Consider the following 19,323-nt stretch of genomic DNA (forward strand, 5'->3'; position numbering starts at 1 on the left):
CAAGGCCGCATAACCAGCCGAACCGCCCTGTACGGACCCGTACGCAGGGTGGTGTGGGAGGGGCGGAACCGCAAGGCTCCCCCCTATCCCGATTGGTAGCAGCTGGTGTTTGCGACAAGTTCAAAGATCGTCGGCTAGGGCGGCCGCGCTCACGTGCCCTGACGAGCATCTTCTCTTCTAGGGCAAATGAGGGAACCGTAAGGCGGACACCTGGACTTGCGCGACCCCATTCGATGGGGCTCCATGCGGTCGTTCAGTCATCCGAGACTCACCATGCTCAAAGACTTTTCCATCCAGGCGCTGTTCATGGGCGTCCTCACAGCCTTTGTCGGCTTTGCCAGTTCCTTTGCCGTCGTGCTGCAAGGATTGCAGGCAATGGGCGCAACGGATGGGCAGGCAGCCTCGGGTCTTATGGCGCTGTCGATCTCGATGGGCATCTGCGGTATCGTGCTGAGCGCAATAACACGGCTTCCGATCAGCATCGCCTGGTCGACGCCGGGTGCAGCACTTCTTGCCAGTACCGGAGCGATCGAGGGTGGGTACAATGGCGCAGTAGGTGCCTTTGTGATGTGCGCGGCGCTGATCATCGTCGCCGGCCTCTTCAAGCCGCTTGGCCGCGCAGTCGCCGCGATTCCGGCGCCGCTTGCCAATGCCATGCTTGCCGGCGTGCTGCTCGGCCTCTGCTTCGCGCCGGTGAAGGCAATCGCCTTCGATCCGCTTCTCGGGCTGCCCATCGTTCTCGCCTGGATCGTCGTCGGCGCCTTCAGGCGTCTCTGGGCGGTCCCTGCCGCCCTCGGCGTCTTCGCGCTGGTTTTGACATTCGGCGTCGATATTGCGGACGGAGCGCTGGCCTCTATCGGGCGGTCGCTGGTGCCGACAATCGAGATCGTCCGTCCGGCGATCAATCTTGAGGGCCTCGTTTCGGTCGCGCTTCCGCTCTTCATCGTCACCATGGCATCGCAGAACATTCCGGGAATCGCGGTGCTGAAGGTCAATCTTTATGATCCAAAGCCGGGGCCGCTCTTTGCCGTCACCGGCTTCTTCTCAGTTCTTTCCGCGCCTTTCGGCGGTCATGCCGTCAATCTGGCGGCGATCACGGCGGCGATGTGTGCGGGCCAGGACGCGCATCCAGATCCGAAGCGCCGCTATTGGGCCGCGTTGATCTCTGGCGCCGGCTATGTGGTGTTCGGCCTGCTTGCCGGTGTCGTGACAGCCTTTGTGGCGCTGGCGCCGCCGATCCTGATCCAGGCGGTCGCAGGGCTGGCCCTCGTGGGCGCCTTCTCCGGATCGGCGATGGCCGCCTTCCAGGCGCCAGAATCGCGCGAGGCTGCGGCGATCACCTTTCTGGTGACGGCATCCGGCGTTTCCTTGGCCGGTATTTCCGGAGCGTTCTGGGGACTGGCCGCCGGCGGGCTGATGCTTGCTCTATCGCGTATCGTTCAGGTGGCAAGAAAATAGGGGGGGTTGCCGTTTTTTTGTTCGGCAGCTATAAGCGCGGGCATGAAGACCACTGGCGCAAAGATTTCCGACTCGATTGTCCGCGGCCGCGTTGCCCTGCGTGACAATACGCGCGCCCTGACGTCGCTTCTTCTCCTCGGCCTTACACGCGGTTGCCGGGTCCTTTGAGGAGCGCCCGGCGGCCGAAAGCCGCTGGCCCATCGCTCCTCGCGACGAATTCCCTGAATTCCAACATAGACCAACAAGGTCCGCATTTGCTGTCGCCAAGCCCGTTATGTTGGGCTAAGACGCGGGGTAAATTGCCGGGACGAGGAAGAAGACAATGGACGCGAAGACGCAAAATCCCGCAAAAGGCATGCAATCCGCAGGCGTGAAATACCGCCCGTACCCGCAGGTGAACCTTCCCGACCGCACCTGGCCCACGAAGACGATCAGCAAGGCGCCAGTCTGGTGCTCTGTCGATCTTCGCGACGGTAATCAGGCGCTGGTGGACCCGATGGGCCACGACCGCAAGGCTCGCATGTTCCACCTGCTGCTCGACATGGGCTTCAAGGAAATCGAGATCGGCTTTCCATCCGCCTCGCAAACGGACTTCGATTTTGCGCGCTGGTGCATCGAGGAAGGAAATGTGGCGGCCGACGTTTCGCTGCAGGTCCTGGTTCAGTGCCGCCCTGAGCTGATTACCCGTACCTTCGAGGCGCTGCAGGGTGCCAACAGGCCGATCGTGCATTTCTACAATTCGACGAGTGAGCTGCAGCGTCGCGTGGTTTTTGCCAAGGACGTGACGGGCATCAAGCAGATCGCCGTCGATGCGGCGAAGATGATAACCGACATGGCGGCGAGAGCCGGCGGTGGCTACCGCTTCGAATATTCGCCCGAAAGCTTCACAGGTACCGAGCTCGAAGTGGCCCTGGAAATTTGCAATGCCGTCATCGACGTGATGAAGCCGACGTCCGACAACAAGCTGATCATCAACCTGCCGTCCACCGTCGAGATGGCGACGCCGAACATCTATGCCGACCAGATCGAATGGATGTGCCGCAATCTCGACAATCGCGAGAACCTGATCGTCTCGCTGCATCCGCATAACGACCGCGGCACCGGCATTGCGGCAGCCGAACTCGGTCTGCTGGCCGGCGCCGACCGCGTCGAGGGCACGCTCTTCGGTAACGGCGAGCGCACGGGCAATGTCGATGTGGTGACGATGGCGCTCAACATGTTCACGCAGGGCGTCGATCCGCAGATCGACTGCTCCGATATCGAGCGCATCAAGAGCGTCTTCGAATATTCGAACCAGATGACGATCGGCGAGCGCCACCCTTATGTCGGCGAACTGGTCTATACGGCCTTTTCCGGCTCGCATCAGGATGCGATCAACAAGGGTATGAAGGCGATCAAGGTTGCCAACCATCCGCTGTGGGAAGTGCCCTATCTGCCGATCGACCCGCAGGATGTCGGCCGCTCGTACGAGGCGATCATCCGCATCAACTCGCAGTCCGGAAAGGGCGGTATCGCCTATATCCTGCAGCAGGACTATGGGCTCAATCTGCCGCGCAATCTCCAGGTCGAGTTCCGCGAGGACATCCAGCGCATCACCGACGAGGAAGGAAAGGAACTGCCGTCGCGCCGCATCTATGACCGCTTCATCGAGCGCTATGTGACGCAGCCCGAGGGCCGCATCAAGTTCGTCGATCATCACACCTTCGCCGATCCAGAACGCAAGGGAGTGCGTGTCGTGGCCGCGGAGATTACCGACAATGGCAAGACGAAGCGCATCGAAGGCCGCGGCAACGGCCCGATCGACGGCTTCATCAACGCGCTCTCGCACTATCTCGGCATCGAGATGTCGGTCGAAGACTACTCCGAGCACTCCCTGCAGCACGGCTCGAATGCGGCCGCCATTTCCTACGTCGAGACCGCTTATCCCGGCGGCAAGCTCTTCGGTGCCGGCATCAGCACCAATATCGTCGGCGCCTCGCTCGAAGCGATCGTCTCGGCGGCCAACCGCGTGCTGGATGTGAGAGCCGGGAAGAACTGATCGAATTGCGCAGCCGGCTTCGCGTTTCGTCTCAGGCGGCGAAAGATGCCTTGCGCGGGTGGACCATATAGTCGGCAATGTCAGCGATTGCATTGTGCGCCTCGGCGTGGCGCTGGACCCATTGGCAGAGCGCCAGCAGCACCGGTGGCCAAGCCCAAGCTCCGTTGGCGGCAGGCGAGGGAGTTGATCGCGCTTTCATCGGTGCATGCGTTGCCGTTCGGCTTTTCGCGCCCGGGGCGGTGTGAAGGCTATGCGCAGTGGTGCAAGGCCTGACGGCGCTACATATGGTGCGGCTTCTCCGCTCGGTAAAACCATTATTGTCCACGCAGCGGCCGGGGGCGTTGGTTCGCTGCTGGTGCATCTGGCCAAGCGCGAGGGCGCATGCCCATCGCGCCATCGAAAGCCGGGGCGTCAGCGGCAAGGTCGTGCTGGTGCCGTAAGGCTCAGATCGCGGTTGCGACTTCCATGGCGATCTGGCTGAGCGAGGCTTCGGCGGAAGGGCCGGCCAGAACGTAGGAGGTGCCGGCATTGTGCCAGGTGATCAGGCCGATTTCGTCCCTGATCGTTTCCTTGAAGTCTTCGGACTCGGGTGGCTGGGCATCCTTGCGAAAGCAGATGGAGATGAGATCGCCGTCCGTGCTCGTATAGACAAGTTGGCCGACCGGTTTTCCGTCGCCAAGAAGCACGCGGGCGCCCTGGAAGGCCCAGCCGTCGGCCGACAAATCGGGCACACGGAATGCAACGCCGACCGTGGACGTCAACCAGTTGGATATCTCCTCGGCCTGGGTAGAGGGTACTTCGACGATATGCCGCGGCTGGCGGATCATCAGGCGCTGGTAGGCGGTGATGTCGTTAAGCCAGTTGTTGCTGCCGGCATTGTCGTCCACGATCTGTGCCGTGCCATTGACAGTGGGAGCGCCAGGGCTCGTGCCGGCGAGATAGCCGATGCCGCAGCCGACGACAAAAAGGATGATCGCTGCGGCCAGCGCCTGCGTGCCGCTCGGCGCGAGCTTCATCGACGGGCGGGTGGTTCGTGGCGCGATCGGCGCCTTGGGTGGCTGGACGCTCTTGATCGAGCGTACGAGCGCCAGCGGAACCGGCTCCTTAAGGATATCGTCCAGACGGTGGCGGCCGAAATCTGTGCCGTGCCGCAGCTTGTCGTAAAGCCGGCGCGCACCTTCGTCGGTAGCGAGGCGCTGCTCCAGCTCATGCTTCTGTTCCGGCGTCGCTTCGCCGTCGAGGAGGGCAGTCAGCTGGGCGTCAAGCGATAGTTTCTTGAAATCGGACAAAGTTCAGTACCTGTGAGGATGATCGTCGGCGAGGCTTGCAAAGTGCAGCCGCGCCGCGGCAAGCTGCGCGGGCACGCTACTGGCCGATATGCCCATGATGTCGGCGGCCTGCTGATAGCTATGTCCTTCGACGGCGACGAGCAGGAAGAGGCTCGAAATGCCTTCGGGCATCTGGGCGAGCATGCGATGTATGGCATCGGTATCGGCAGCGGTTGCGCGGTCGCGCACCGCATCGCGGATATCCGTGACGTTGCTCTTGGAAGCCGGCCGCACCTTGCGTCTGCGGCCATCGTCGCTCCACTGTCGGCGGGCGAGCGCGTAAATCCAGCTTTCGAGCCGGCCTTCGCTGCTCCACTTTTGGCTCTTTGCCACCGCACGTTGACAGACCGCCTGCACCAGATCGTCGGCAGCGGCCGCATCGCCTGCAAGCGTCATCGCGAAGCGCCGCAGCCGAGGGAGCAGGCCCACCAGGTCGCGTCGGATATCGATGGTCGTTACAGGCTGACGCATAGTCTCATTTCATGAAAGTGTTGGGCGAAGCACCCGATGTGGGTCGAGCTTTTTTATATCGTGGAAGTGACCTTTATGAAACAATTTTGCACTGCCGCGCAAGAAGAAGACGGCGCGGTCGAAGAATTCCCAAAGGTTTCTCTCTCAGTGGCCGGAGCTGACCCCGCTTCAATAGGTCCGGTAGCCGTTCAGGCTCTGCAACAGCGCCTTGTAGGCCCAGGTGTTTTCGCCGCCGCGGTCGCGGATTTCGACAAGCTGGACACGCGCGCCCTGGATGTCACCTTCTTCGGCCAGGGCCTGGCCCATATATGATCGCGCGAGGATATAATTCTCGTCGGCCTGCAGCGCCTTGCGGTAATAGGACATTCCGAGTTCCATCCGGCCGGCCTTGCGGTTTGCATAGCCGAGATAGTTCAAGATGCGAGGATCGTTCTTGTTACTGGCGAGATCCAGGACGACGATGGCATTTTCGTATTGGCCGGCATAGGCAAATTCGCGCGCTGCCTCGTAGAGGTCATCGTCGTTGAAGCTGCTCTTCTTCGGCGCGACGCATTCCTTGCGCTTCTTGTCCCAAACCTTGCCATCGGTGCATTTGGTCGTGGTTTCGGTCTTCGGAGGCGGGCTTGTCTCGTCGCTTTCGTCACCGACGGCGAAGGCCGGGGTCCAAATCCCGGCCGCAAGGCCAAAGGCGAGGGTGAGACGGCAGATTCGGTTTGCTGCGGCGCGCATGGCTTGCTCCCTGAACGGTAGGTTTGGGGCGGGATTGTACAGTGGGATTTGGAAATACCAAGGGACTGAGCATTGCCCGGCGGAAAATCGCAGCAGCTTCACAAAATGATTCAGGTGGCGGCGAAAAAGATTCCGCTTTTCCGTCTAAAGCTTGAAAATATCTATGCTTTCGGGCGAAACGCCATCGCCCATGTCGTTCAAGCTGAAACGTTCGCCCCTCAGTTCCCAGGCGCCGGGCGAACCGTCGATGCTGAAGAGATTATAGGCCGCACGGGGTTTTAGGCCGCCTGGTCCCTGCGAGGCGGAAGCAATGCCGACCACGGGCACGGGACCGGTCTGGCCGCGCAGCCAGTGGAGGGTGTTGAGATGCGTATGGCCGTGGAGCACGAGTTCTGCTCCTCCGGTCGAGACGACGGCGCCAAAGCGGCGGATGCCGATCATCCGCTTGTAGAACGCGGTCGCGCCGCGGATCGGCGGGTGGTGGATCATGACGACGCGAAAAAGCCCGGCTTCACCGGCTGCACGCAGCATGTTGACCGTCTCGCGGGCCTGCCGCTGGCTGAAGAAGCCGCTGGCGGCAAATGGTGGCGTGGCGACGGCCGTCGAGCAGCCGACGAGCGCGACTTTGCCGCGTATGCGGAGATAGGGAAACATGTGCTTGTCTTCCTGCCATTCGGCTGGGGCGAGGTCGCCGCGCACATACTCATACCAGGCGCGCATGGATTTCTCGTAGGCGCCGGGTACATAGGCGTCGTGATTTCCAGGAACCACGGAGGTTTCGTCCGGTTCGCCGAGCGCGCGAAGCCAGGCGGCGGCGGAGCGGATCTCGATGCCGCTTGCGAGGTTCACCAAGTCCCCGGTCACGGCCAGGTGATCGGCATGGCGCGCACGGATATCCTCCAGGAGCAGATCCAGCGTGCCGCCGAAAAGATGCTTGCGCCTGTGGCGGTGCCAGTTCACAAAGCCGGTAATGCGCTTCGAGAAAAGCTCGCGGAATGAAAGATTGGGAAGTGGTCCGAGGTGGATGTCGGAGATATGCGCGAGCTTGAACATTCTACGACACATAGACCAGGATATTTACAAATCAAACACATCCGATTGAACGAAATAGTGAAAACAGAACCATGACGCCCAAGGAAATCAGGCCCTGGCAGTCCAAGCTACTGATGCGGATCGTGCATGGCTATTTCGCTCTCGCGCGTGGCATGACCATGGGTGTTCGGGCGGCCTGTTTCGATTCGTCCGGACGGATTTTTCTCGTCCGCCACAGCTATATCCCCGGCTGGCATATGCCTGGCGGCGGGCTGGAGCGCAACGAGACGGCAGAGGAAGCGCTGATCAAGGAACTGCGCGAGGAGGGCAACCTGACGATCATCGGCAGACCGCAGCTCTTCCATGTCTATTTCAACGCATCGGCGAGCCGGCGCGATCATGTGGTCTTCTACCGCGCCGAGGTCGAGCAGACGGCGCCGCGCAAGCCGGATCGTGAAATCGTCGAATGCGGCTTCTTCGCGCTCGACGACCTGCCGGACGGCACGACTGAAGCGACGAGGCGCAGGCTGAGGGAGCTGAGCGGCGAAGAGCCCGCCGCTCACTTCTGGTAGGATTCATGCGGCGGCGGCAAGCTTGGCGCGGCCATGCGGGCGGTCGAAGTCGAGAGCCGGGCCGACCGGGATCACGCCCGTCGGATTGATCGTCTTATGGCTGCGGTAGTAGTGCACCTTGATGTGGCGAAGGTTCACCGTCTCCTTGACGCCCGGCGTCTGGTAAAGGTCGCGCAGGTAGCCCGATAGATTCTTGTAGTCTTCGATACGGCGGATGTTGCACTTGAAGTGGCCGACATAGACCGCATCAAAGCGCGCCAGCGTCGTGAACAGCCGCCAGTCGGCTTCCGTCGGCCGGTCGCCGAAGAGATAGCGGCTCTTGCCAAGACGCTCGTCCAGCACGTCCAGCGTTTCGAAGATCTTCCCGACATTCTCTTCATAGGCTTCCTGCGTCGTTGCAAAGCCGGCCTTGTAGACGCCGTTGTTGACGGTGTCGTAGATGATCGCGTTCAGCGCATCGATATCGGCGTGGAGATGGGCAGGATAAAAATCCGTCTTCGAATCGGTCAGGCCGTCGAAGGCGCTGTTGAACATGCGGATGATTTCGGCCGATTCGTTGTTGACGATCGTGCCGGTCTTCTTGTCCCAGAGCACGGGAACGGTGACGCGGCCGGAATAGTGCGGATCGGCCTTCACATAGATCTCGAAGAGGGTCCTTGCACCGTAAAGGTGATCGCCGGTCGCGCCGTCGCCGGTCTTGAATTCCCAGCCGTTCTCGGCCATCACGGGGTCGACGACGGATACCGAGATGATGTCGTCGAGCTTCTTCAGCTTGCGGAAAATCAGCGTGCGGTGCGCCCAGGGGCAGGCGAGCGAAACATAGAGATGATAGCGGTCAGCCTCGGCCTTGAAGCCGCTTTTGCCCGTCGGTCCAGCCTCTCCAGTGGCCGTGATCCAGTTTCGGAACTGAGAGGCCGCGCGTTTGAAATGGCCCTTCGTTTCCTTCGTATCGTACCAGACATCCTGCCAGACGCCGTCAACCAACATGCCCATTGTTCGCTTCCTCAAATTCGCCGTTGATAGAGACATATTGCACGCGGCCGACCTTTGCAGGAGTGCAAAGACTGAACAGTGCGTCGCAAATGTTTGTCCGGTGGCGTCACTTTGGGTTGGACGCGGGAAATTTTTCCTGCTATCGGCCTTTTCACATTTTTCTCAGGAACCCGACTTGATTTACGCATCCAGAAATCTGCGACGACGCTGATGCTCCCGAACGCCTAGGCGCGTGCTCGAAAATCATCACTTCCGCTATCCGGTTTCTGTCTCATCATGCACAAGCACGATCTGGTCTACCTCACTGAGGATGCGTCTCACGACGCGGCTATCGAACACATCAACGAAGAAGCATTCGGCCCTGGCCGCCACGCGCGGGCCGCCGCCCGCATCCGCGAGCAGGGGCCGCACGATCTATCGCTCTCCTTCATCTGTACCGATGACGGCGAAACGATCGCCTCGGTCAGAATGACGCCGGTCATGGCAGGCGATGTCAAAGGGCACCTGCTCGGACCGCTCGCCGTGCGGCCATCGCACAAAAATATGGGTATCGGCCGCGAACTCGTGCGGATCGCAGTCGAGGCGGCAAGGCGCAAGGGCTCCGAGGCCGTCATCCTTGTTGGCGATCCGCCGTATTATTGCCCGCTCGGCTTCGAGAAGGTCGCATACAACGCGCTCGCTTTTCCAGGGCCAGTCGATCCCGCCCGCGTTCTGGTCGTTCCGATAGCCGAAGATACGCATCTGCGTCTCAAGGGTTTAATCGGCTGGCGTGCATAGCCCATATGTTCTACCGCTGATTTTTCCTGAACCTTGCTATGCGCGGGGGGGCGGCGCTTAGCTCTTCGTGCTTTCACCCGACGACGTGCTGATCGGCACATCGCTTCTGATCATGAGCTTCGCGTTGCTCGGCAATTGGAGCGCGCTTTACGCCCATACGCCCGAGCTCTAGCGACGGCATTCGCGATTTATGCGGAAAGGCGGCGGGTCTCGCTTACCTGAGCGAGGCTCATCTTCCTTCACGCCACCACATGGCGCCGAAAGCGAGCAGCAGCACGCCGACACCGGCAAAACCGGCAAAGAGCGGCAGGGTATTGATCCCTTTCAGCACGGTCTCGTTCGTCAACTTGATCTGCATGCGGTCATTGTCGGCGACGCGAACCTGGCCGCGAACCGGCAGGATCGGCGGAACTTCAATCGCTCCATTCGTATCGGAAACGCGGGTGACAAGGCCGCGTGTCTTGCCGGAAATCGGTTTCAGCACATCCGTCGTCGAAATCATCGCCTTGAATTCGGGCGCATCGACGGCGCCGACATGAACGAGCGTCGTCAGGTTGCTGTTGCGGATTTCGAAGAGGCCGATCTCGTCCATCTTCTTCTCGGCCTTGAAGAGGCCGGGTTCGGACTCGTTCAACGGCAGATTTTCCGTCTTGCCTGATGGATACCGGACTGTGGCCTGGCCCGGATTGGCGCCGATCGTCTGGCGGGTTACCTCCAGCGTGCGGCCGGAGGCGCGCGCCGTCAGCGCTTCTTCCTCCAGCGCTGGCTCCTTCATCAGCCAATGCGCTATGCGGCGGTAGAGCGAGACGTGCGGACCGCCGCCCTCGAAGCCGCGGGCCCAGAGCCAGCCCTGGTCGGAGAGCAGCATGGCGACGCGCCCCTGGCCGGCACGGTTCAAGAGCAGCAACGGATGATTGTCTGCGCCAACCATGACCGTCTGGCCATGCGGAGATGCGACGTCGACGCTGCGGAACCAGCGGCCCCAATGCGGCGGCTCGTCAGCGGAGCCGTCGAGGCCGCGGGTGACGGGATGCTTGCGGCCATCCTCGGAAAGGCGGGGATAGAAGGCCTTGTCGATCATCTGGCCAGTCGGCTCGGCAGGGAGAACGGCCGAAAGCGGCGTTAGTGCGATCGAATCCTGGCCGGCGTGCTCCGGCCCGGCGGCGATCAGCAGCGCACCGCCGTTTTCGACATATTGTGCAATGTAGTCATAGTAGAGAATCGGCAGCACGCCGCGGTGCTGGTAGCGGTCGAAGATGATCAGGTCGAAGTCTTTGATCTTGTCGACGAACAGCTCGCGCGTCGGGAAGGCGATCAGCGAAAGCTCGTTGATCGGCGTGCCGTCCTGCTTTTCAGGCGGCCGCAGAATGGTGAAATGGACGAGATCGACCGAGGCGTCAGACTTCAGAAGATTGCGCCAGGCGCGCTCGCCGGCATGCGGTTCGCCGGAAACCAAAAGCACGCGGAGGTTTTCGCGGATACCATCGATGACATGAACGGCGCGGTTGTTTGCCTCCGTCACTTCGCCAGGCAGCCCGGCTACCGAGAATTCCAGCACGTTGCTGCCGCCGCGCGGAACCTTGAAGGAAAACGGCGTATCCTGCCCAGGTGTCGCCTGGAGCGCGGCGATCACGTCGCCGTTCAGCTTCACAGTGACATCGGCTGTGCTGCCAGGGCTCGGACCGTCGTCGAAGACGCGCAGGACCAGTTGCTGCTCTTCATTGACGATGCCGAAGCGCGGCGCCTTGATCACCTCGATGCGGCGGTCAAATTCGTTGGCCTTGCCGGTGATCAGGCCGTGCACCGGCGCCTCAAAGCCGAGGGCCTGATTGACGCCCGGCGCATCATGTACTTCGCCATCCGTCAACATGATCGCGCCGCCGATGCGTGCCGGAGGCACGTCGGCAACGGCCGCCGAAAGTGCGGAAAACAGGCGCGTGGACGGCGTGTCGGAATTTTCCGGCTCGTTCGCATCCACATAGCGCGGTTCAATGTTCGGGAAACGCGAGAGGCGATCCTTCAACTGCGCCAGCGCCTCGTCGGTCATCTTGATACGATCCGGCGTCTGCTGGCTCTGGCTCCGATCGACGATGACGGGAACGACCGTCGAAAGCTGCTCGCGATCTTCCTGCATGAGCAGCGGATTTGCCAGCGCTGCCAGCAATGCAAGGGCGGCGAGCGTGCGGATCCAGGCGCCGCGGATGCCGCGCCAGATGGCGAAGACCGCGACGAACGCGACGACGGCTGCGAGCGCTGCAAGAACCGACCAGGGAATAAAGGGCGAGAAATCAACCGTCATGTCATTGCCCCAGCCGTTCGAGGAGCGCGGGGATGTGGACCTGATCAGTCTTGTAGTTGCCCGTCAGCATGTACATCATGATGTTGACGCCGGCGCGATAAGAGTATTCGCGCTGCATCTCATCCGGCGGAACGGTCGGCAGCATCGGTGCGCCGTTCTGATCGACCGCCCAGGCCCCGGCCAGGTCGTTGCCGGTAATCAGGATTGGCGAAACGCCGTCGGCCGAAGCCGTCGATTTGGTGTCCGATGAGCGATTGTCCTGCCTCGACTCGATCCAGAGCGGGCTTCCGGAATAGCGGCCCGGGAAACTGGAGAGCAGGTAGAACGACTTGGTCAGAACATGGTCCGAAGGAACCGGCTCCAGCGGGGGGATATCGAGATTGGCGAGGATTTGCTGCAGGCGCTCGCCGTTGGCGCTTGAGGCACCGCCATTGTTATCCAGCGAAGAGAACTGGTCGCGTGTATCGAAAAGCACGGTGCCGCCGGCGCGCATATAGGCGTCGATGCGGTTGATCGCAGCCGTCGACGGCATTGGCGCGGAGGCAGAAACCGGCCAGTAAATGATAGGATAGAAGGAAAGCTCGTCCTTCGTAAGGTCAAGGCCGACCGGCGGCGCCGGCTCCAGTGTCGTGCGGAATGTCAGGAACTCTGTCAGGCCTTCGAGGCCGTGCTCGGAAATATTGTCGACATCCTGCTCGCCGGTGACGACATAGGCAAGGTGGGTATTGTCCAATCGCTGGAAAATCTGGTCGTCGCCGGGCTTGGAATCGTCGGCGCGCAATTGCAATGGTTGCAGGAAGAAGGTCGTGGCTGCGGCGACTGCGATGATTGCCGCAGGCCGGGCCGCCGAACGCAGCCGGGAGAAGGCGCCGCCCATGAACATGACGATGAGGCTGTCTGCCAGGAGCAGCAGGAAGGCGACGAGGAAGAGCGCGGGCTTGGCAGACCAGGTTTCACCGCCGATCAGGCCTTCGCGCAGGACATTGGCCCCGGCTGTGTCGAGCGGCGTCAGCCTGGCGTTATTCGGCAATACATTCAATGCGGTAAAGCCGTCTTCCGAACCATAGAGTCCGGGCGGGTTGTCGAAATTGGAAACAGGCTCGGTCTTTGCGTTCTGGATCAATGGCCGTGCCGTGCCGGTCTCTGTCGTGAGCACGCCCTTCGCCGTCAGCAGGCGGAAGGGCGGCAGGGCCTCAGCCGTCGTTGCAGCACCGGCTTCCGAGGTAACGCCGCCTGAGCGGGAGAGCTGGACGATGCGACGCAGCATCTCGACGAAATTGCCCGAGATCGGCAAGTTGGACCAGGTTGCCTCGGCGCTGACATGGAAGAGCACGATACGGCCTGCGTTGATCGGCTTGGTCGTTACAAGCGGCGTGCCATCGGCAAGGCTTGCCCAGGTGCGCTCGGCAAGATCGGGCGTCGGCTCGGCCAGAACCTGGCGCTTGACGGTCACGTCAGTCGGCTTGGCCATGCCGGCGAAAGGACCGAAACTGGGAAAATCCGCCAGCGGCTGCGGCTCGGCCCAGGAAAGCGCGCCGCCAAGCGCACGCTCGCCCTGGCGCAACGTCACAGGCACCAGCGGATCGTCGGCGGGAGCGGCGGCAAGGCGCGGCCCGGCGAAGCGGATCAGCGTGCCGCCGTTGGCGATCCAGCGCTGCATCGGCTCATAGGTTTCCTGCGGCAGCCGGCCGATATCGGCCATGATGATCACGGACGGATTCTGCGACAGCAGATCGGGGATGGAAGCAGCGAGATCCGGTGTGTTCGGCTGAATCAGGTCGGCATAGGGCTGCAGCGCGCGCTGGATGTAGTAGAGAGGCGATAGCAGCGGCTGGAATTCATCGCCCGCTTCGCCCGATAGCAGCACCACGCGGCGGCGCTTGAAGCCATCGTCGAGCAGATGCACCGAACCTGCCGTCGCATGATTGTCGATGCTGACGCGGGCGAAATCGTTGCGCATCTCGAAGGGGGCGGGGATCGAGCCGGAGGCGACTGACTGCCCGGGCTGGAAATCCACCGTGCCTGCGGCAATCGCACGGCCCTGTGCATCCTGCGCCGTCAGCGGCAGCGATGCGGCGCCCGCGCTGTTGAGGCGCGTCGCAGTCACGCTCATTGCGTCGGCGGCATTCGTGGCGCCGGTGATTGCTATCGTCCGTGTGGAATCGCCTTCGATGAGACGGAGCTCGGCAGGATTCAGATCGGCGAGCTGGCGGACGGTCGCATCGTTTTCCTTGGCTGCAGCGCCGTCGGAAAGGAAGGCGAGCGTACCGGGTCTCGTGCCGTTGAGGGCAGCGCGCAAGGCGTCGAAGGCGCGTTCGCGATCCGGAACGAGCGGCTGCGGTTCTGCGGCGCGCAACATGTCGCGGGCCGCCGTCGTGGTGCCCGGCACGGCATTGTTGGTGGCATCGGCGGTGAAGGCGACCGCGACAGGGGCGCCGGCGGATTCGGCGTCGTCGATCAGCGCCTCGGCGGTCTGCACGCGACGTTGCCAGTCCGGCGCCGTCGCCCAGCCATTGTCGACGAAAAGAACGAGCGGGCCGCCTGCGGCGAGCGAATTGGTACGCGGATTGAAAACCGGATCAGCGATCGCAAGGATCACGGCTGCGGCGAGCAGCATTCGAAGCAGCGTCAGCCACCAGGGGCTCTGAGCAGGCGTTTCCTCGCGCTTCAGCACGGCGGCCAGGATCTTCAGCGGCGGAAAGACTTCGGACTTCGGACGCGGCGGCGTCAGCCGCAGCAGCCACCAGATGACCGGCAGGGCGACGAGCGCGCCGAGGATTGCAGGATAGGCAAAAGCAAAGGGAAGGGCGCTCATAACAATCCCCCATGTGTCGCCTTGGCCGGCATTCCCGACAGATACATGTGCACAGCAACCAGCGCTTCGGATGCCAGGTGATCGGTGCGATGGGTGACGAACGTCCAGCCGAGATGTCGAAGCGATTGGCCGAGACCGTCGCGGCGGGCCACATAGGCGCGGCTATAGGCCTCGCGGATGTTCTCCGCGCGGCCGGAAACGAGTCTCGAGCCGGTTTCCGGATCCGTGAATTCGGTACGGCCGGTATAGGGGAAAAGCTCCTCGGCGGGATCGGCGATCTCGACCACGTGGCCGCGAAGGCCACGACGGGCAAGCGGCGTGAGGCGGGCCATGATCGCCGGCGCATCGTCCAGGAAGTCGCCGATGAGCACGAGGTCGCTCCAGCCGCGGATCATGGCGATTTCCGGCAACCCGCCCGGTAGCGGCGCATGCATGAGCGCGGTCGCAAGCCGCTCGGCGGCGTTGCGGGCGGCGATCGGTTCCATGACGCCCGGGCACCCGATGCGTTCGCCGGAGCGGGCAAGGATTTCGGCGAGCGCCAGCATGATGACGAGCGCGCGGCTTTCCTTCGAGACACTGCCGAAGGTCGACTTGTACATCATCGAGGGTGACATGTCGGCCCATAACCAGATGGTGTGGGCGGCTTCCCATTCGCGCTCGCGAACATAGGTATGGTCGTCGCGGGCGGAGCGACGCCAGTCGATGCGCGATAAGCTTTCCCCCTCGGTATAGGGGCGGAACTGCCAGAAATTCTCGCCGATACCGCGCTTGCGGCGGCCATGCCAGCCGGCAATCACGGTGTTGGCGATGCGCTTGGCCTCGACCAGGCAGTCCGGCACCAGAGAGGCCCGCTGCCTTGCGCGGGCGAGGGCATCGCTGCCAGGGGTCGGATTGACGATCTGTCCAATAGATGCCACGCGTCCGGCTTCCTTATCCTTTGGCCTGCTTGACGAGACCCGCGATGACGTCGCGGACCGACATGCCCTCGGCACGTGCGGCGAAGGTAAGCGCCATGCGGTGTTCGAGGACGGGTTCGGCAAGCGCATGGATATCGTCGAGCGACGGCGCCAGACGGCCCTCATAGAGCGCGCGGGCGCGGGCGCAGAGCATCATTGCCTGGCCGGCGCGCGGACCCGGGCCCCAGGCTACATTCTTGTCGGTCGCGGCGTTGCCCTGGCCGGGGCGGGCGGAGCGCACAAGATTGAGGATCGCATCGACGACCTTGTCGCTCACCGGCATCTGGCGGATGAGCTTTTGGATCTCCATCAGCCGCCCGGCGTCGAGTACGGCTTGCGGCTTCGTTTCGCTGATGCCCGTCGTTTCGAGCAGGATCTGGCGCTCGGCGGCAAGCTCGGGATAGTGCACGTCCACCTGCAGCAGGAAGCGGTCGAGCTGGGCTTCCGGCAGCGGGTACGTGCCTTCCTGCTCCAGCGGGTTCTGGGTGGCAAGAACGTGGAAAGGCGTCGGAAGGTCGTAGCGCTGGCCGGCGATGGTGACGTGATATTCCTGCATCGATTGCAGCAGCGCCGATTGCGTGCGCGGTGAGGCGCGGTTGATCTCGTCTGCCATCAGCAGTTGGGCAAAGACCGGACCCTTGACGAAGCGGAAGGAGCGGCGCCCGTTCTCGTCCTGGTCCATCACTTCGGAGCCGAGAATGTCCGACGGCATCAGGTCCGGCGTGAACTGGATGCGGTTTGCGCCGAGACCGAGAACTTCCCCGAGCGTCGTCACAAGCTTGGTCTTTGCCAGGCCAGGTACGCCGACGAGAAGTGCATGGCCGCCCGAAAGAACAGCAAGGAGGGTGTTTTCGACGACGTTTTCCTGACCAAAGATCACCTTTGATACTTCTTCGCGGACGAGGGCGATATCGGCGAGTGCCTTTTCTGCGGCAGCGATGATTTCCTTCTCCCCAAGGCTGTCTTCGGTCTTCATCATACCCATCAAGTATCTCCAACGGCTGAATCATTCGTCGCGAATCGGCGGACTTACGCCTGTGGCTCGTACCCTATAGAGTTATGGATATGTTGCGGGCTGACAAGTTCGTTCCAAATGACTATCTCGTGACTATTCTATCGTTAGGGGCAAACCGGGACAGAACAATGGCAGCGCAAGAAATCGGGGCGAGTGAAGATGCCGCAGGCCTTGCCGCGCTGATTTCGCGCGCTGCAGGCGAAGCCGGCGCCAAGAGGGGCGGACTTCCACCGGTCGAGAAATGGAATCCACCCTTCTGTGGCGATATCGACATGGAAATCCGCGCCGACGGCACCTGGTTCTACATGGGAACGCCGATTGGCCGTGCGCCCCTGGTTCGCCTGTTTTCCACCGTCCTGCGCAAGGACGAGGACGGAAAGACCTATCTGGTGACTCCCGTGGAAAAAGTCGGAATCAGGGTCGCCGACGCGCCGTTTGTCGCCGTCGAGATGAGCGCGACGCACCGCAATGGTCAGCAGGTGCTGACATTCCGCACCAATACCGGCGATGTCGTCGAGGCCGGCAAGGAGTATCCGCTGCGCTTCGTGATTCATGGCGAAAACAGCGAGTTGAAACCCTATCTGCATGTGCGCGGACGCCTCGAGGCTTTGGTATCGAGGGCCGTGATGTATGAGCTGGCGGACCTCGGCGAGATTGCAGATATTGAGGGCAGGGAAATGTTCTGCGTCCGCTCCGGCGGCTGCATTTTCCCTATCATGGCCGCCGATGAACTGGATATGCTGTCGCGATGAGCAATGCCCCGACCCAAGGCTACCCACTTTATTCCGCAGCCGAATTCCGCCGCCGGGCGCTCAATCAAAACGGCGGGCCGGTCGATCATTCCTGGCGGGATCACGGCGACCACATCCTCAATCCGGATATTGTCGCAATGGTCGAAGGCTTCCGCCTGCGCGATGCCGCTGTGCTGGTGCCGGTGGTCGACGACGGCGACGAGGCGCGGGTCATCTTCACCAAGCGCACGGCCAACCTGCGCAAGCATTCCGGCCAGATATCCTTTCCCGGCGGGGCGATCGATTCGACTGACATTTCTCCGGAAATGGCGGCGATCCGCGAGACACAGGAAGAGATCGGCATTTCCGGCTCCTTCGTGGAGACGGTGGGACGCCTGCCGCACTATCTGGCCGCGACCGGCTTCCGCATCACGCCAGTGCTCGGTGTCGTCCGGCCGGGGTTCGAGCTGAAGCCCAATCCCCGCGAAGTCGACGACGTCTTCGAAGTGCCCCTTTCCTTCCTGATGAACCCGCAAAACCACACGCGCGACAGGCGCCTGGTCGAGGGCATCGACCGGCATTTTTACCGCATGCCCTATGAAAGCTGGATGATCTGGGGCATCACCGCGGGCATCGTGCGCACCCTTTATGAGAGGCTTTATGCATGACCAGCCTTGCTGATGAAGCATGGTTCAAGGATCCCCGCCTTCAGCGCGTCTTTAGGCTCTTGAACGCGGATGGCGGGGAGGGGCGCGTCGTGGGCGGCGCCGTGCGCAACAGCCTGATGGGGCTTCCAGTCAGCGATATCGACATCGCAACGACGCTGACGCCGGACGCGGTGATGGAGCGGGCGAAGGCGTCCGGCTGCAAGGCGATCCCAACCGGCATCGAGCACGGCACGGTGACGCTGGTGATCGAAGGAAAGCCGTTCGAAGTGACGACGCTGCGCACTGACGTGGAGACCGACGGGCGCCGCGCCAAGGTCGCCTTCAGCACCGACTGGCAGGCGGATGCGGAGCGGCGCGACCTGACGATCAATGCCCTTTACATGAATTTCAAGGGTGAGGTCGTCGATCTCGTCGGCGGGCTGGCCGATATCCAAAAGCGCAACATCCGTTTCATCGGGGATGCGGCGACACGGATTGCCGAAGACTACCTGCGCATCCTGCGGTTCTTCCGTTTTTTTGCTCACTACGGCTCCGGCCGGCCTGATGCGGAAGGACTGCGGGCCTGTTCGGCGGCGCGTTCGAAACTCACTACTCTTTCGTCCGAAAGGGTCTGGTCCGAACTTCGCAAGCTGCTTGCTGCCGGCGATCCGGGCCGGGCGCTGCTGTGGATGCGGCAGGTTTCGGTGCTGACCGAAGTCCTGCCGGAGACGGAGAAATGGGGCATCGACGCCATCCCGGGGCTGGTTGCGACCGAAAAGGCGCTCGCCTGGAAGCCCGATCCACTCCTGCGGCTCGCTTCGATCGTTCCGCCCGATGCCGAACGGCTGGAGAAGATGGCCGACCGCCTGAGATTTTCGAATGCCGAAGCGGCCTATTTGAGGAGCTGGGCGGCGGCTCCCGCAGTCGATGACGAAATGTCTGCCGCGGCCATCGACCGGCTGCTCTATCGCAGTGGTGCGGAAGGCATCGTCACTCGCCTGAAGCTCGCTCTCGCCGTTGCCCGCGGCAAGGCAGATGGCGACATGAAGGAAATGAGCCGGTCGGCAAGACTGGGCAAGCTGTTGGACCGGGCTTTGGCGTGGAAGAGACCGCAGTTTCCAATCGGCGGTGGCGATATCATTTCCACCGGTATCCCGGCAGGTCCGCGTGTCGGCGAGCTGCTTGCCAAGCTCGAGAACCAGTGGGTCGACGAGAACTTTGCCGCCGACCGGGCGACGCTGCTCGCCCGGCTGGATGAAATTTCAAGGTGATCAGGCCGCTGTCGCTTCGTCGCGGATGCGGGCCTTGATGTTGTCGACCATGTTTTCGCGAATGGTCGTTTCACCATGGGCGGACTTCATGTGCTCGACCGCGCGGCGCACGACTTCGGCGTCCTCATCGGCGCGGGTGTGCCAGGTGCACCCCGGAACGAGCGTACCGCATTCGAAAAGTCGCATTGTCT

The 19,323-nt window shown here is 62.2% G+C and carries 17 protein-coding genes and 1 pseudogene; 8 read left to right on the plus strand and 10 right to left on the minus strand.

Translation table 11 applies throughout. From position 1 onward, the window contains the following. Positions 1-273: 273 nt before the first annotated feature. The 3 genes and pseudogenes from EV130_RS13210 to EV130_RS34220 form a co-directional block, all read left to right on the plus strand. Positions 274-1,458 carry a benzoate/H(+) symporter BenE family transporter gene (locus tag EV130_RS13210; protein WP_074061880.1) on the plus strand — a complete coding sequence of 395 codons (1,185 nt, stop codon included), beginning with the start codon at positions 274-276 and terminating at the stop codon, positions 1,456-1,458. A gap of 322 nt (positions 1,459-1,780) precedes the next feature. Then, positions 1,781-3,496, plus strand: a complete 1,716-nt coding sequence (gene leuA / locus EV130_RS13215; protein WP_074061879.1) for a 2-isopropylmalate synthase — start codon at positions 1,781-1,783, stop codon at positions 3,494-3,496. A 257-nt stretch (positions 3,497-3,753) separates the two neighbouring features. Further along, a pseudogene (locus tag EV130_RS34220) lies at positions 3,754-3,878 on the plus strand (zinc-binding alcohol dehydrogenase family protein); the annotation flags it as partial. A 61-nt stretch (positions 3,879-3,939) separates the two neighbouring features. Here EV130_RS34220 and EV130_RS13230 read toward each other — a convergent pair. From EV130_RS13230 to EV130_RS13245, 4 genes are all read right to left on the minus strand, one after another. Continuing rightward, a complete protein-coding gene (locus tag EV130_RS13230; RefSeq protein WP_074061878.1) occupies positions 3,940-4,785 on the minus strand; it encodes an anti-sigma factor family protein in 846 nt (281 codons plus the stop codon). A 3-nt stretch (positions 4,786-4,788) separates the two neighbouring features. Continuing rightward, complete coding sequence (locus EV130_RS13235) at positions 4,789-5,295, minus strand: RNA polymerase sigma factor (RefSeq protein ID WP_132660524.1); 507 nt, start codon at positions 5,293-5,295, stop codon at positions 4,789-4,791. A gap of 168 nt (positions 5,296-5,463) precedes the next feature. Then, positions 5,464-6,024 carry a tetratricopeptide repeat protein gene (locus EV130_RS13240; RefSeq protein ID WP_132550564.1) on the minus strand — a complete coding sequence of 187 codons (561 nt, stop codon included), beginning with the start codon at positions 6,022-6,024 and terminating at the stop codon, positions 5,464-5,466. 144 nt (positions 6,025-6,168) lie between these two features. Beyond that, positions 6,169-7,077, minus strand: a complete 909-nt coding sequence (locus tag EV130_RS13245; RefSeq protein ID WP_132660526.1) for a metallophosphoesterase family protein — start codon at positions 7,075-7,077, stop codon at positions 6,169-6,171. 71 nt (positions 7,078-7,148) lie between these two features. Here EV130_RS13245 and EV130_RS13250 point away from each other — a divergent pair, with 71 nt between their 5' ends. Beyond that, positions 7,149-7,628, plus strand: coding sequence for an NUDIX domain-containing protein (locus EV130_RS13250; protein ID WP_074061874.1), 480 nt, complete (start codon positions 7,149-7,151; stop codon positions 7,626-7,628). A gap of 3 nt (positions 7,629-7,631) precedes the next feature. Here EV130_RS13250 and EV130_RS13255 read toward each other — a convergent pair whose 3' ends face one another. Continuing rightward, positions 7,632-8,621: a glutathione S-transferase family protein gene (locus EV130_RS13255; RefSeq protein ID WP_132660528.1), complete on the minus strand. Its 990-nt coding sequence runs from the start codon at positions 8,619-8,621 to the stop codon at positions 7,632-7,634. Between the two features lie 276 nt (positions 8,622-8,897). Between EV130_RS13255 and EV130_RS13260 the strand changes: the two genes are divergently transcribed. After that, positions 8,898-9,398 (plus strand): GNAT family N-acetyltransferase, encoded by a 501-nt coding sequence (locus EV130_RS13260; RefSeq protein WP_074061872.1) that lies wholly within the window; start codon positions 8,898-8,900, stop codon positions 9,396-9,398. Between the two features lie 229 nt (positions 9,399-9,627). On the opposite strand, the gene EV130_RS13265 is transcribed toward EV130_RS13260, so the two are convergent. The 4 genes from EV130_RS13265 to EV130_RS13280 are packed head-to-tail and all read right to left on the minus strand — an operon-like array spanning position 9,628 to position 16,453. Beyond that, the gene (locus EV130_RS13265; protein WP_074061871.1) at positions 9,628-11,697 is read right to left on the minus strand and encodes a hypothetical protein; all 2,070 of its coding nucleotides are present in this window, start codon (positions 11,695-11,697) and stop codon (positions 9,628-9,630) included. A 1-nt stretch (position 11,698) separates the two neighbouring features. Then, entirely contained in the window at positions 11,699-14,512 is a 2,814-nt protein-coding gene (locus EV130_RS13270) for a DUF4159 domain-containing protein (protein ID WP_132660530.1), read from the minus strand. After that, positions 14,509-15,429 (minus strand): DUF58 domain-containing protein, encoded by a 921-nt coding sequence (locus tag EV130_RS13275; protein ID WP_074061869.1) that lies wholly within the window; start codon positions 15,427-15,429, stop codon positions 14,509-14,511. Before EV130_RS13275 ends, EV130_RS13270 begins: the two co-directional genes overlap by 4 nt. A gap of 13 nt (positions 15,430-15,442) precedes the next feature. Further along, a complete protein-coding gene (locus EV130_RS13280; protein WP_074061868.1) occupies positions 15,443-16,453 on the minus strand; it encodes an AAA family ATPase in 1,011 nt (336 codons plus the stop codon). A 158-nt stretch (positions 16,454-16,611) separates the two neighbouring features. Here EV130_RS13280 and EV130_RS13285 point away from each other — a divergent pair, with 158 nt between their 5' ends. From EV130_RS13285 to EV130_RS13295, 3 genes are read left to right on the plus strand one after another with little or no spacing between them, the layout of a single operon-like run. Further along, positions 16,612-17,235, plus strand: coding sequence for a DUF1285 domain-containing protein (locus EV130_RS13285; protein WP_074061867.1), 624 nt, complete (start codon positions 16,612-16,614; stop codon positions 17,233-17,235). Then, positions 17,232-17,882: a CoA pyrophosphatase gene (locus tag EV130_RS13290; RefSeq protein ID WP_074061866.1), complete on the plus strand. Its 651-nt coding sequence runs from the start codon at positions 17,232-17,234 to the stop codon at positions 17,880-17,882. Before EV130_RS13285 ends, EV130_RS13290 begins: the two co-directional genes overlap by 4 nt. Further along, the gene (locus tag EV130_RS13295; protein WP_074061865.1) at positions 17,879-19,132 is read left to right on the plus strand and encodes a CCA tRNA nucleotidyltransferase; all 1,254 of its coding nucleotides are present in this window, start codon (positions 17,879-17,881) and stop codon (positions 19,130-19,132) included. Before EV130_RS13290 ends, EV130_RS13295 begins: the two co-directional genes overlap by 4 nt. Here EV130_RS13295 and EV130_RS13300 read toward each other — a convergent pair whose 3' ends face one another. Next, positions 19,133-19,318, minus strand: coding sequence for a DUF1059 domain-containing protein (locus EV130_RS13300; RefSeq protein WP_074061864.1), 186 nt, complete (start codon positions 19,316-19,318; stop codon positions 19,133-19,135). Positions 19,319-19,323 lie beyond the last annotated feature (5 nt).

Origin of the sequence: Rhizobium azibense (assembly GCF_004342325.1) — a bacterium.
Taxonomy (GTDB): Bacteria; Pseudomonadota; Alphaproteobacteria; order Rhizobiales; family Rhizobiaceae; genus Rhizobium; species Rhizobium etli_B.

Excerpts from the sequence above, each read along its gene's own strand:
- EV130_RS13250 (WP_074061874.1), top strand. The coding sequence starts at position 7,149 with ATGACGCCCAAGGAAATCAGGCCCTGGCAGTCCAAGCTACTGATGCGG.
- EV130_RS13300 (WP_074061864.1), bottom strand. The coding sequence starts at position 19,318 with ATGCGACTTTTCGAATGCGGTACGCTCGTTCCGGGGTGCACCTGGCAC.
- leuA (WP_074061879.1), top strand. The coding sequence starts at position 1,781 with ATGGACGCGAAGACGCAAAATCCCGCAAAAGGCATGCAATCCGCAGGC.
- EV130_RS13290 (WP_074061866.1), top strand. The coding sequence starts at position 17,232 with ATGAGCAATGCCCCGACCCAAGGCTACCCACTTTATTCCGCAGCCGAA.
- EV130_RS13255 (WP_132660528.1), bottom strand. The coding sequence starts at position 8,621 with ATGGGCATGTTGGTTGACGGCGTCTGGCAGGATGTCTGGTACGATACG.
- EV130_RS13265 (WP_074061871.1), bottom strand. The coding sequence starts at position 11,697 with ATGACGGTTGATTTCTCGCCCTTTATTCCCTGGTCGGTTCTTGCAGCG.
- EV130_RS13240 (WP_132550564.1), bottom strand. The coding sequence starts at position 6,024 with ATGCGCGCCGCAGCAAACCGAATCTGCCGTCTCACCCTCGCCTTTGGC.
- EV130_RS13270 (WP_132660530.1), bottom strand. The coding sequence starts at position 14,512 with ATGAGCGCCCTTCCCTTTGCTTTTGCCTATCCTGCAATCCTCGGCGCG.
- EV130_RS13295 (WP_074061865.1), top strand. The coding sequence starts at position 17,879 with ATGACCAGCCTTGCTGATGAAGCATGGTTCAAGGATCCCCGCCTTCAG.
- EV130_RS13210 (WP_074061880.1), top strand. The coding sequence starts at position 274 with ATGCTCAAAGACTTTTCCATCCAGGCGCTGTTCATGGGCGTCCTCACA.
- EV130_RS13235 (WP_132660524.1), bottom strand. The coding sequence starts at position 5,295 with ATGCGTCAGCCTGTAACGACCATCGATATCCGACGCGACCTGGTGGGC.
- EV130_RS13280 (WP_074061868.1), bottom strand. The coding sequence starts at position 16,453 with ATGGGTATGATGAAGACCGAAGACAGCCTTGGGGAGAAGGAAATCATC.
- EV130_RS13285 (WP_074061867.1), top strand. The coding sequence starts at position 16,612 with ATGGCAGCGCAAGAAATCGGGGCGAGTGAAGATGCCGCAGGCCTTGCC.
- EV130_RS13245 (WP_132660526.1), bottom strand. The coding sequence starts at position 7,077 with ATGTTCAAGCTCGCGCATATCTCCGACATCCACCTCGGACCACTTCCC.
- EV130_RS13260 (WP_074061872.1), top strand. The coding sequence starts at position 8,898 with ATGCACAAGCACGATCTGGTCTACCTCACTGAGGATGCGTCTCACGAC.